Origin of the sequence: Klebsiella sp. Ech2A, assembly GCF_030078455.1 — a bacterium.
Lineage (GTDB): Bacteria > Pseudomonadota > Gammaproteobacteria > Enterobacterales > Enterobacteriaceae > Klebsiella > Klebsiella terrigena.
This window is the reverse complement of record NZ_JAQGFU010000137.1, coordinates 1-11,633: the sequence shown is the minus strand read 5'-3', so window position 1 is coordinate 11,633 and position 11,633 is coordinate 1. Positions and strand designations below refer to the sequence as shown.

The window sequence follows — 11,633 nt, the reverse complement described above, 5'->3', positions numbered from 1 at the left end:
GCTGCCGACGGAGGCCAGCACCCGGCACCGCCTGCTTGGCGCGCAGCCGGGCAGCCAGCGTATGCGCTATCACGCCGGCAACCCGCTGCACCTCGATGTGCTGGTGGTGGATGAAGCCTCGATGATTGACCTGCCGATGATGGCTCGCCTGATTGACGCCCTGCCGGCGCACGGTCGGGTGATTTTTCTCGGCGACCGCGATCAGCTGGCGTCGGTGGAGGCCGGCGCGGTGCTGGGGGATATTTGCGCCTGGGTGAGTGCGGGCTATACCGCCGAGCGCGCGGCGCAGCTAAAGCGGCTGACCGGCCTGCCGGTGCCTGCCGGCGAGGGCGAGGCGGCGGGCGCCCTGCGCGACAGCCTGTGCCTGCTGCAAAAAAGCTATCGTTTTGGCAGCCACTCCGGCATCGGTAGCCTGGCCCGGGCGGTGAACGCCGGCGATCGGCACGGGGTCAAGACGACCCTGCGCCAGCCGTTCGACGATATCGTGCTGCGCCCGCTAGGCACCACCGAGGAGTATGAGGCGATGCTGACGCAGGCGCAGGCCGGCTACGATCGCTATCTCCGGCTGCTGCGCGAGCGGGCGGATCCGGAGGCGGCGATCGCCGCTTTCGGCGAGTTCCGGCTGCTGTGCGCCCTGCGCGAGGGTCCCTACGGCGTCAGCGGGCTGAACGAACAGCTCGAGCTGATGCTCAACCGTAAGCGGGCGATTGCGCTGCCGCGGCATTCGCGCTGGTATGAAGGCCGGCCGGTGATGATCTCGCGCAACGATAGCGCGCTGGGGCTGTTTAACGGGGATATTGGCATTGCGCTGGAAAGGGGAGACGGGCTTCGCGTCTGGTTCCCGATGCCGGATGGCAGCATTAAGTCGGTGCAGCCCAGCCGCCTGCCGGATCACGATACCGCCTGGGCGATGACGGTGCATAAATCTCAGGGCTCGGAGTTTGACCACGCGGCCCTGATTTTGCCTTCCCGCAGCGTGCCGCTGATGACGCGTGAGCTGGTGTATACCGCGATAACCCGCGCCAAACGGCAGCTGTCGATTTATGCCGATGAGCAGGTGCTGATTCAGGCTATCGCGGCACGCACCGAACGGCGCAGCGGGCTGGCGGACATCTTCGCCAGCGGCGGGTAACCTCGGCGTTCAGCCGCTTCCCCTTTGCCAGCCTGCGCTACGCCTGGCCGGCGAAGGGGAACGCTCGCTCAGCCAAGGTCGGCCATCATCACCTTGGAGCGGCGCTGATAGTTGTACATCTCTTTCTTACTCTCCGGCAGCACGTCGATATCCACCGGCGTAAAGCCGCGCTCCTGGAACCAGTGAATGCTGCGGGTGGTCAGCACGAAGAGTTTGCTTAGTCCCATCTGTTTTGCCTGGGTCGCGATGCGGTTCAGCAGCACTTCCCCGCGCGATGAACTGCGGTAGTCCGGATGGACCGCCACGCAGGCCATTTCACCGATTTTCTCTTCCGGGAACGGATAGAGCGCGGCGCAGGCAATTGTCGTGTTATCGCGCTGAATGATGGTGAATTTATCTATTTCCATCTCCAGCTGCTCGCGGGAGCGGCGCACCAGAATCCCCTGCTGCTCCAGGGGGCTTATCAGCTCAAGAATACCGCCAATATCGTTGATGGTGGCGCGGCGGATCTGCTCGGCGCTCTCCATGACGATCTGGGTACCGATACCGTCGCGTGAGAACAGCTCCTGCAGCAGGGCGCCATCCTCCTGGTAGCTGATCAGGTGGCAGCGACGCACGCCGCTGCGGCAGGCTTTCACCGCGCCGCGCAGGAAACGCACGGTACCGGAGTTGTAGTCCTCTTCCGCTTCCAGCTCTTCAACCCGCGCCTGGGCTTCGTTCGGGAACAGCTCGGGAACGATCTCGCCCTCCTGGCTGTACACCCCTTGCGAAGAGCAGAAGCCGATCATTTTTTCCGCTTTCAGCTTGATGGCCAGCTGGGTGGCAATCTCTTCGGAAGTCAGGTTAAAGCTTTCGCCGGTGACCGATACCGCAACCGGGCCCATCAGCACGATGGCGCCGTTATCAAGCTGGCGGTGGATCGCTTCTTCATCGATACGACGAATGCGCCCGCTGTGGCAATAATCGACGCCGTCATCCACGCCAAGCGGTTGGGCAATAATGAAATTGCCGCTCACGACGTTGATGTGGGCGCCCTGCAGCGGGGTATTGTTGAGGCTCATCGACAGGCGCGCGGTAATTTCCAGCTGCAGCATGCCGGCGGCCTGTTTAACCAGTTCGAGGGTTTTGGCGTCAGTCACGCGCGTTTGCTTATGGTAAAGCGGCTCATGATGATGCTCGGCCAGGTTGGCGTCTATCTGAGGACGCGCGCCATAGACCACCACCAGGCGAATGCCCAGGCTATGTAACAGGCCAATGTCATTGACTATGCTGGAGAAATTCTCATGCTCGATGGCTTCGCCGCCCAGCATGATAACAAAGGTTTTTCCCCGATGGGCGTTAATATAGGGAACTGAATGGCGGAATCCTTCTACCAGTTCGGTGCGACGTTCCTTCACCATGACCACAACCCTCAATGCATGATTATTCGTAATAAGTGTATTTTTATTCTGTTTTTCGCGTAAACGCAAGCCAAAATTTGTCACGAATATGCGAAAGAACTGTGACTTAACGCGTGCTACCAAAGATTGTTTACCCTTTTATTGATGACAGGTTATACGGCTTTCGTTAAAGTTTCCGGTCAATCTGTTTGTTTTGGATACGAAAGCGTTTTTATTGCTTGGGAGTGGCATGCCGGGATACAAGTCAGGATTAAGCCGTCGCCGTTTTTTACAGGGGGCGAGCGCCATGTGGTTAATGAGCGTCAGTCCGGTTGGTTTAGCCGCCGTTGCACAGGTCGTCGCGGTGCGCGTCTGGCCGTCGTCAACCTATACGCGCGTGACGGTGGAATCCAACCATGTGCTGAAATATCGGCAGTTTGCGTTGAGCAATCCGGAGCGGCTGGTGGTCGATCTGGAAGGGGTCAACCTTAATTCCGTGCTGAAGGGCATGGGAACCAGCATTCGCGACGACGATCCCTATATTAAGTCCGCCCGCGTCGGCCAGTTCGATCCGCAGACGGTGCGCATGGTGTTTGAGCTCAAACAGAACGTGAAACCGCAGCTCTTTGCCCTCGCGCCGGTTGCCGGCTTTAAAGAGCGTCTGGTGATGGATCTCTATCCGTCTACGGCGACCGACGTGCAGGATCCGCTGCTGGCGCTGCTGGAAGATTACAATAAGGGCGATCTCGAACGTCAGGTGCCGCCGGCAGAAAGCGGGCCGAAGCCGGGTAAGGCCGGGCGCGACCGGCCGATTGTGATCATGCTCGACCCGGGACACGGCGGGGAAGACTCCGGTGCGGTTGGCAAATACCACACCCGCGAGAAAGACGTGGTGCTGCAGATCGCCCGTCGGCTTCGGGCGCTGATCGAAAAAGAGGGAAATATGAAGGCCTATATGACCCGCAATGAAGATGTCTTTATTCCCCTGAAGGTGCGCGTCGCCAAGGCGCAAAAGCAGCGCGCCGATCTCTTCGTCTCGATTCACGCCGATGCCTTTACCAGCCGCCAGCCGCGCGGCTCGTCGGTGTTTGCGCTCTCAACCAAAGGCGCTACCAGCACCGCGGCTAAATACCTGGCGCAAACCCAGAACGCCTCCGACCTGGTGGGGGGCGTCAGCAAGAGCGGCGACCGCTACGTCGACCATACGATGTTCGACATGGTGCAGTCGCTGACCATCTCCGATAGCCTGAAGTTTGGCAAAGCGGTGCTGCAAAAAATGGGCAGGGTTAACGATCTGCATAAGAACCAGGTCGAGCAGGCGGGCTTCGCGGTGCTGAAGGCGCCGGATATTCCGTCGATCCTGGTCGAAACCGCGTTTATCAGCAACGTGGCGGAGGAGCGGAAGCTGAAAACGGCGGCCTTCCAGCAGCAGGTTGCCGAGTCGATACTGGCGGGGATTAAGGCCTACTTCGCCGATGGCGCAACCCTGGCAAGGCTCGGCTGATAAAAGGAGCGAGAGATGGCCCTGTTAAAGAGCGCCCACGGCGGCAATACGCGGGAGGCGGCGGCGCTGCTGGGCGTTCAGCCCGCGCAGCTGCTCGATTTTAGCGCCAACATCAATCCGCTGGGCATGCCTGAAAGCCTCAAACGCGCCCTGATCGCTAATCTTGACCGCGCGGAGCGCTATCCCGACGTGGACTATCAGCAGCTGCACGAGGCGCTGGCGGAACATCACCATATTCCCGCCTCGTGGATCGTCGCAGGCAATGGCGAAACTGAATCGATTTTCACCGTCGTAAGCGGCCTGAAGCCGCGGCAGGCGATGATTGTGGTGCCCGGTTTTGCCGAATATCGCCGCGCGCTGAGCGCGGTGGACTGTGCGATCCGCGAGTTCGCGCTGCGTGAAGAGGACGGCTGGCAGCTGACCGAGGCCCTTCTCACGGCCCTGACGCCGGACCTCGACTGCCTGTTCCTCTGTACGCCCAACAACCCAACCGGACTGCTGCCGGAGAGCCAGCTGCTGGCGGCGATTGCCGCGCGCTGCAAAGCGTTAGACATCGCGCTGATCCTCGATGAGGCCTTTATCGATTTCATTCCCGACCAGCCGGGGTTTATTCCTCTGCTGCGCGATAACCCACATATCTGGGTACTGCGCTCGCTGACCAAGTTCTATGCCATCCCCGGCCTGCGGCTGGGCTATCTGGTCAACGGCGATGAACGCGCCGTCGCCAGGATGCGCGAGCGGCAGATGCCGTGGTCAATAAACGCGTTTGCCGCGCTGGCGGGGGAAATTATTCTGCAGGATAGCGCCTACCAGCAGAAGACCTGGCGCTGGCTGGCGGAAGAAGGCCGGCGTTTTTACCAGCAGCTCCGCCAGCTTCCCGGCCTGACGGTCTATCCGGGCCAGGCAAACTATCTGTTTCTGCGCGCCGATATACCGGGCATCGACCTGCAGTATGCCCTGCTGCAGCAGCATATTTTGATTCGCAGCTGCGCCAACTACCCCGGCCTCGGGGCGGGCTATTTCCGCGTGGCGATCCGCAGCGCGGAGGAGAATCAGCGGCTGCTTGCGGCGCTGGCGAAGATCCTGCCCGTCGGCGTCTGACTTCGCAAGCCGCCGGCGCATCGGTGTGGCATAATGCCGTTCCTTATTGCGCGAACGGCAGAGCTTCAGGATGCTTTCGCGAAATCAACCAACGGGTGCCAGCGACGGGAGCTAAAATTCCCCGCCGCTGCGATGCTGACGCTAAGCCAGAAATCCTGCCTGTTGGTTATCACCAACAACCTCGGTGGTAAGTAGGGTGCCCAGAGGCGTACCGGCGAACGCGTACCGCTGCTGCACCTTTGCCCTCCGACCACCCTGAACAGGAACCGGGTATGGCGGCAAGACTCCATTCATCTATTCCCGTACGCCGGCAGGCGTCTTCGAGGCCCGCGCGATGACGCTACTTGCCTGGTGCGTTGCCTGGCTCCTCGATCTGATCATCGGCGACCCCCCGCGCTGGCCCCACCCGGTACGCTGGATTGGCCACCTCATTACCGCCACGCAACGCGTCGTCAGGCGCTACTGCCGCAGCGACAGGGCGCTACGCATCGGCGGAGGGCTGATGTGGCTGGCGGTGGTAGGGCTGACGTGGGGCGTTTCCTGGGGCGTACTGACGCTGGCGGAAAGCATCCATCCCTGGCTTGGCTGGGTGATTGAGGTGTGGATGATTTTTACGCTGCTGGCCGGCCGCTGCCTGGCAACCTCCGCCCGCGACGTTGAGCGTCCGCTGCGCGAGGGGGACCTGGCGCAGAGCCGCGAGAAGCTCTCGTGGATCGTCGGGCGGGACACGTCTCAGCTCCAGCCGGAGCAGATTAACCGCGCGGTGGTGGAGACGGTGGCGGAGAACACCGTCGACGGCATTATTGCCCCACTCTTCTTCCTGCTGATCGGCGGCGCGCCGCTGGCGATGGCCTACAAAGCCGTGAATACCCTCGATTCAATGGTGGGCTACAAGCACGAAAAGTATCGTGCCATTGGCATGGTCAGCGCCCGCCTTGACGATGTCGCCAACCTTATTCCCGCTCGTCTGAGCTGGCTGCTGCTGAGTATGGCGGCCTTCTTATGCCGCAACGATGGTCCCAGAGCGGTACGTATCGGCTGGCGCGATCGCTATAACCACAGCAGCCCCAACTGCGGATGGTCGGAAGCCAGCGTGGCCGGCGCGCTGGGGATTCGGCTGGGCGGTCCAAACAACTATTTTGGCCAGCGGGTAGAAAAGCCGTGGATTGGCGACGACGTGCGCGACATTTCAGTCGACGACATCCCCCGCACGATCCGGCTGATGTGGGTGGCATCAACCCTGGCACTGGCGCTGTTTATGCTGGCGCGCTATCTGCTGGCCGGTGCGGCGTAAAGCGAAAGATGAGTGTTAATGCGAAGGCGACAGAACGCGATAAAGGAGGCCTTATGACGCGGGCAATCATGTTGCAAGGTACGGCATCCGACGTGGGAAAAAGCGTGCTGGTGGCGGGACTGTGCAGAATTTTTTACCAGGACGGCCTGCGCACGGCGCCGTTTAAATCACAGAACATGGCGCTGAACTCGGGCATCACCGCCGATGGCAAAGAGATGGGACGGGCGCAGATCTTTCAGGCCGAAGCGGCGGGCATCGCGCCGGACGTGCGCATGAACCCGATACTGTTAAAGCCGACCAGCGATCTCAACGCGCAGGTGGTGCTGATGGGAAAAGTGGCGACCCATATGGACGCGGTGAGCTACCACGAGTACAAGCCGCGCCTGCGCGAGCAGATCCTTGAGGTTTACCGCAGCCTGGCGCAGGAGTATGACGTGCTGGTGCTGGAGGGCGCCGGCAGCCCGGCGGAGATCAACCTGCGCGATCGCGATATCGTCAACATGGGCATGGCGGAGATGGCGCAGTGTCCGGTGATCCTCGTTGCCGACATCGACAGAGGCGGCGTGTTTGCCGCCATCTACGGGACGCTGGCGCTGCTTGAGGAGCAGGAGCGCGCCAGGGTGAAAGGGGTGATCATCAATAAGTTCCGCGGCGATGTGGCGCTGCTGTACTCGGGCATCGAACAGATTGAAGCGTTGACCGGCGTTCCGGTGCTGGGCGTGATGCCGTGGCTGGAGGTCGATCTGGAAGATGAAGATAGCGTGGCGCTGCAGAAGGGAAAATACCTGAGCACCGCGCAGCGGGAGATTGAGATTGCGGTGGTTCAGCTGCCGCATACGTCCAACTTCACCGATTTCAACGCGCTGGCGGCGCAGCCGGACGTCCGCGTGCGCTACGTCCGTCATCCCCGGGATCTGACGACGAGCGACCTGGTGATCCTGCCCGGCAGCAAAAATACGCTGGGCGATCTGCAGTGGCTGCGCGAAAGCGGGATGGAGCAGGGCGTGCTGCAGGCGCATCAGCAAGGGATCCCGCTGCTGGGGATTTGCGGCGGCTACCAGATGCTTGGCGAGACCATCTTCGATGACGTGGAGTCCGGGCTGGGCATGTTACCCGGTCTGGGGCTGCTCAATACCGTGACGCAGTTTGCCCGCCATAAAACCACGACGCTGGTTGAGGCGACGATGGCGGCCGCGCTTCCGGGCTGGCTGGCGGGCGCCTCCGCGCTGCGCGTGCGCGGCTACGAAATTCATATGGGCGAAACGACCCGGCAAGGCGACTGCCGGCCGCTGCTGCAGCTGGAAAAAGAGGGACGGCCGGTGGCGGACGGGGCGATGACGGAGGACGGGCTGGCGTTTGGTACCTACCTGCACGGCCTGTTCGACAGCGATGAGTTCACCCGCGCGCTGGTCAACGGCCTGCGTCTGCGCAAAGGGCTGGCGGCGCTCGATAGCACCCTCCACTACGCGCAGTACAAATCGCAGCAGTTCGATATTCTGGCGGATGCAATGCGTCAACATATTGATATTGAAAAAATTTACCACATTATGCAGCAGCATCAGGAGCCATCATGCTGATTCTGGTCACCGGCGGCGCGCGCAGCGGGAAAAGCCGTCACGCCGAAGCGCTGATCGCCGGCTCGGCGCAGGTTTTGTATCTCGCCACCTCGCAGATTTTTGATGAGGAGATGGCCGCGAGGGTCCAGCACCACCGCGATAGCCGACCGGCGCACTGGCGCACCGTCGAGCGCTGGCAGCATCTTGATAAGCTGATTACCCCGCACGGCGATCCCGACGAAGCTATTTTGCTGGAGTGTATTACCACCATGGTGACCAACCTGCTGTTTGCCTGCGGTGGCGACAGCGATCCCGACGGCTGGGATTATGCGGCCATGGAGCGGACGATTGACGACGAGATCCACGCGCTGATCGCCGCCTGCCAGCGCTCTGCGGCGAAGATCGTGGTGGTCACCAACGAAGTGGGAATGGGGATTGTCCCCGAGAATCGCCTTGCGCGGCATTTTCGCGATATCGCCGGCCGGGTTAACCAGCGCCTGGCGGCGGCTGCGGATGAGGTCTGGCTGGTGGTATCAGGTATTGGAGTCAAAATAAAATGATCAAACTATTCTGGGCAACGCTCTCCTTTCTCAGCCGTTTACCGGTACCGGAGCGCTGGTCGCAGGGGCTGGATATCGACCGCTACGTTCGCGGCATTGTCACCTTCCCCGTGGTCGGCGCGCTGCTGGGCCTGCTGAGCGGCCTGGTATTTCTCGCCGTGCAGGCGTGGTGCGGCATCCCGCTGGCGGCGCTGTTTGCCGTGCTGGCGCTGGCGCTGCTCACCGGCGGCTTCCACCTCGACGGACTGGCCGATACCTGCGACGGGGTGTTTTCCGCCCGCCGTCGTGAACGGATGCTGGAGATTATGCGCGACAGCCGGCTGGGAACCCACGGCGGGCTGGCGCTGATTTTTGTGCTGCTGGCGAAGGTGCTGGTGGTCAGCGAGCTGGCGCTGCGCGGCGCGCCGATGCTGGCGGCGCTGGCGGCAGCCTGCGCGGCAGGACGGGGAGCCAGCGTGCTGCTGATGTACCGCCAGCGCTATGCGCGGGAAGAGGGGCTGGGCAACGTGTTCATCGGCAAGGTGAGCGGGCGACAAACCTGCGTAACCCTGGGGCTCGCGGTTATTCTGGCGGCGGTGCTGCTGCCGGGCATGAGCGGAGTGGCGGCGCTGGCGGTCAGCGCGGCGGTGATTTTCATTCTCGGCCAGCTCTTAAAGCGCACCCTCGGTGGGCAAACCGGCGATACGCTGGGGGCGGCCATTGAGCTCGGCGAGCTGGTCTTCCTGCTAGCGCTGCTGTGAGCCACGCTGCGCCATGGCTGCACGCGGCGATGGCGCACCTGGCGATGAGGACGGATCTGAGTATTGGCGCGAAGAAAGGTCGTTCGGGGCCGTGAACCGGCGGGCTGAAGCTATTGTGCGGGAAGCGCAGAAACAAAAAAACACCCGGAAGGGTGTTCATTGTGTTGGTTGCGGGGGCCGGATTTGAACCGACGACCTTCGGGTTATGAGCCCGACGAGCTACCAGGCTGCTCCACCCCGCGTCCGTGGATGCGCACTATACTCTGCTAACGTTTTGATGCAACCCTTTTTCAGCTAAATCGATAATTTTGTAATGAATGATGTAGAAAGAACCGTTTTTAGCGCGTTTTTTAGCCGATTTTGTATTTGTGCTGCTTTAGCGCATTTCAATAGCCCTGGCGGTTTGTTATCTTCCCTCATCACGAACCGGTACTAAGCGGCAAAAGAAGAGATACCATGAAAGGATGTTGGGCAAAGTATGTGGCAACCGGAGCAATACTGGCGATGCTCGCCGGCTGCTCCTCGAAACCGACCGATCGCGGTCAGCAGTATAATGAAGGAAAGCTCACCCAGCCGTTTTCACTGGTTAACCAGCCTGATGCGGTCGGCACGCCGATTAACGCGGGCGACTTCTCCGAACAGGTCAGGCAGATTCGCAGCGCCTCTCCGCGCCTCTATAATAGCCAGAGCAACGTCTATAACTCCCTGCAGCAGTGGCTAAGCGCCGGCGGCGATACCCGCACGCTGAGCCAGTACGGCATTGACGCCTGGCAGATGCAGGGCGCCGATAGCTACGGCAACGTGCAGTTTACCGGCTACTACACCCCGGTGGTGCAGGCGCGCCACACCCGCCAGGGTGAGTTCCAGTATCCTATTTACCGCATGCCGCCGAAGCGCGGCAAGCTTCCGTCCCGCGCCAGCATCTACGCCGGCGGGCTGAGCGACAGCTATATTCTGGCTTACAGTAATTCGCTGATGGACAACTTCATTATGGATGTCCAGGGCAGCGGCTATATCGATTTTGGCGACGGCTCGCCGCTGAACTTCTTCAGCTATGCCGGGAAGAACGGCTGGTCGTATCGCAGCATCGGCAAGGTGCTTATCGATCGCGGCGAAGTGAAGAGAGAAGATATGTCGATGCAGGCGATCCGCGAATGGGGCGAAACCCATAGCGAAGCCGAAGTGCGCGCGCTGCTCGAAGAGAACCCGTCCTTCGTCTTCTTTAAACCGCAATCCTTCGCCCCGGTGAAAGGCGCCAGCGCGGTACCGCTGATTGGCCGCGCGTCGGTCGCCTCTGACCGCAGCATTATCCCGCCGGGAACCACCCTGCTGGCGGAAGTCCCGCTGCTGGATAATAAAGGCAAGTTTAACGGTCAATACGAGCTGCGCCTGATGGTTGCGCTGGACGTCGGCGGCGCGATTAAAGGCCAGCACTTCGATATCTATCAGGGTATCGGTGCGGATGCCGGGCATCGCGCGGGCTGGTATAACCACTATGGCCGCGTTTGGGTGCTGAAAAACGCTCCGGGCACGGGCAACGTCTTTAGCGGCTAACACTCCTTTCTCCGCTTCCCCGACGGCACGCGCGCGTTGGGGAAGCGGCCATTTTATTATGAGGTTATATGTCTGTTGTAATTAGCGACGCCTGGCGCCAGCGTTTTGGCGGGACGGCGCGTTTGTATGGTGAATCAGCGCTGCAGTGTTTTGCCGACGCGCACGTCTGCGTCGTGGGCATCGGCGGCGTCGGCTCCTGGGCCGCAGAAGCGCTGGCACGAACCGGGATTGGCGCCATTACCCTTATCGATATGGACGACGTCTGCGTCACCAACACCAACCGGCAGATTCATGCCCTGGGCGGCAACGTCGGGCTGGCGAAAGCCGAGGTGATGGCGGAGCGCATCCGGCTGATCAACCCTGAATGTCAGGTGACGGTGATTGACGATTTCGTGACGCCGGAGAACGTGGCCGAATATATGGGCGCGGGCTTCAGCTACGTGATTGACGCTATCGATAGCGTGCGGCCGAAGGCGGCGTTAATTGCTTACTGCCGTCGCTATAAGGTGCCGCTGGTGACCACCGGCGGCGCGGGTGGGCAAATTGACCCGACCCAGATTCAGGTGGCTGACCTGGCGAAAACGATTCAGGATCCGCTGGCGGCGAAGCTGCGCGAGCGCCTGAAGGGCCAGTTCGGGGTGGTCAAAAACAGTAAGGGCAAGCTCGGCATCGACTGCGTGTTCTCGACCGAGGCGCTGGTTTATCCCCAGGCCGACGGCAGCGTATGCGCGATGAAAAGCAGCGCGGAAGGCCCCAAACGAATGGACTGCGCGTCGGGCTTTGGCGCGGCAACGATGGTTACCGCCACCTTTG

10 protein-coding genes and 1 tRNA gene are annotated in these 11,633 nt (G+C 61.2%); 9 read left to right on the top strand and 2 right to left on the bottom strand.

Going from position 1 to position 11,633, the window contains the following annotated elements:
- The coding region (recD, locus tag PFH44_RS19780; RefSeq protein WP_283825900.1) for an exodeoxyribonuclease V subunit alpha at positions 1-1,132 on the top strand (1,132 nt) is incomplete at its 5' end.
- 68 nt (positions 1,133-1,200) lie between these two features.
- On the opposite strand, the gene argA is transcribed toward recD, so the two are convergent.
- On the bottom strand, positions 1,201-2,532 hold the full coding sequence (argA, locus tag PFH44_RS19775; RefSeq protein WP_283825899.1) for an amino-acid N-acetyltransferase: 1,332 nt from the start codon (positions 2,530-2,532) through the stop codon (positions 1,201-1,203).
- A 229-nt stretch (positions 2,533-2,761) separates the two neighbouring features.
- Here argA and amiC point away from each other — a divergent pair, with 229 nt between their 5' ends.
- The 6 genes from amiC (at position 2,762) to cobS (ending at position 9,266) form a co-directional block, all read left to right on the top strand.
- Positions 2,762-4,015, top strand: coding sequence for an N-acetylmuramoyl-L-alanine amidase AmiC (gene amiC / locus PFH44_RS19770; RefSeq protein WP_045857452.1), 1,254 nt, complete (start codon positions 2,762-2,764; stop codon positions 4,013-4,015).
- Positions 4,016-4,030: 15 nt separating this feature from the next.
- The gene (cobD, locus tag PFH44_RS19765) at positions 4,031-5,116 is read left to right on the top strand and encodes a threonine-phosphate decarboxylase CobD (RefSeq protein WP_159236203.1); all 1,086 of its coding nucleotides are present in this window, start codon (positions 4,031-4,033) and stop codon (positions 5,114-5,116) included.
- A 334-nt stretch (positions 5,117-5,450) separates the two neighbouring features.
- Positions 5,451-6,410: an adenosylcobinamide-phosphate synthase CbiB gene (gene cbiB, locus PFH44_RS19760; RefSeq protein WP_283825898.1), complete on the top strand. Its 960-nt coding sequence runs from the start codon at positions 5,451-5,453 to the stop codon at positions 6,408-6,410.
- A 53-nt stretch (positions 6,411-6,463) separates the two neighbouring features.
- Positions 6,464-7,987 carry a cobyric acid synthase gene (locus PFH44_RS19755; protein WP_045857457.1) on the top strand — a complete coding sequence of 508 codons (1,524 nt, stop codon included), beginning with the start codon at positions 6,464-6,466 and terminating at the stop codon, positions 7,985-7,987.
- The gene (gene cobU / locus PFH44_RS19750) at positions 7,981-8,526 is read left to right on the top strand and encodes a bifunctional adenosylcobinamide kinase/adenosylcobinamide-phosphate guanylyltransferase (RefSeq protein ID WP_283825897.1); all 546 of its coding nucleotides are present in this window, start codon (positions 7,981-7,983) and stop codon (positions 8,524-8,526) included. Before PFH44_RS19755 ends, cobU begins: the two co-directional genes overlap by 7 nt.
- Positions 8,523-9,266: an adenosylcobinamide-GDP ribazoletransferase gene (cobS, locus tag PFH44_RS19745; protein WP_283825896.1), complete on the top strand. Its 744-nt coding sequence runs from the start codon at positions 8,523-8,525 to the stop codon at positions 9,264-9,266. Before cobU ends, cobS begins: the two co-directional genes overlap by 4 nt.
- A 165-nt stretch (positions 9,267-9,431) precedes the next feature.
- On the opposite strand, the gene PFH44_RS19740 is transcribed toward cobS, so the two are convergent.
- A tRNA-Met gene (locus PFH44_RS19740) sits at positions 9,432-9,508 on the bottom strand.
- 214 nt (positions 9,509-9,722) lie between these two features.
- On the opposite strand from PFH44_RS19740, the gene mltA reads away from it, so the two are divergent.
- Both mltA and tcdA read left to right on the top strand, forming a co-directional pair.
- Entirely contained in the window at positions 9,723-10,820 is a 1,098-nt protein-coding gene (gene mltA, locus PFH44_RS19735) for a murein transglycosylase A (protein ID WP_041147016.1), read from the top strand.
- A 68-nt stretch (positions 10,821-10,888) separates the two neighbouring features.
- On the top strand, positions 10,889-11,633 hold a 745-nt coding region (tcdA, locus tag PFH44_RS19730; RefSeq protein ID WP_283825895.1), incomplete at its 3' end, for a tRNA cyclic N6-threonylcarbamoyladenosine(37) synthase TcdA.

Coding starts and splice junctions, on each gene's coding strand:
- argA (WP_283825899.1), bottom strand. CDS start 2,532: ATGGTGAAGGAACGTCGCACCGAACTGGTAGAAGGATTCCGCCATTCA.
- amiC (WP_045857452.1), top strand. CDS start 2,762: ATGCCGGGATACAAGTCAGGATTAAGCCGTCGCCGTTTTTTACAGGGG.
- cobD (WP_159236203.1), top strand. CDS start 4,031: ATGGCCCTGTTAAAGAGCGCCCACGGCGGCAATACGCGGGAGGCGGCG.
- cbiB (WP_283825898.1), top strand. CDS start 5,451: ATGACGCTACTTGCCTGGTGCGTTGCCTGGCTCCTCGATCTGATCATC.
- PFH44_RS19755 (WP_045857457.1), top strand. CDS start 6,464: ATGACGCGGGCAATCATGTTGCAAGGTACGGCATCCGACGTGGGAAAA.
- cobU (WP_283825897.1), top strand. CDS start 7,981: ATGCTGATTCTGGTCACCGGCGGCGCGCGCAGCGGGAAAAGCCGTCAC.
- cobS (WP_283825896.1), top strand. CDS start 8,523: ATGATCAAACTATTCTGGGCAACGCTCTCCTTTCTCAGCCGTTTACCG.
- mltA (WP_041147016.1), top strand. CDS start 9,723: ATGAAAGGATGTTGGGCAAAGTATGTGGCAACCGGAGCAATACTGGCG.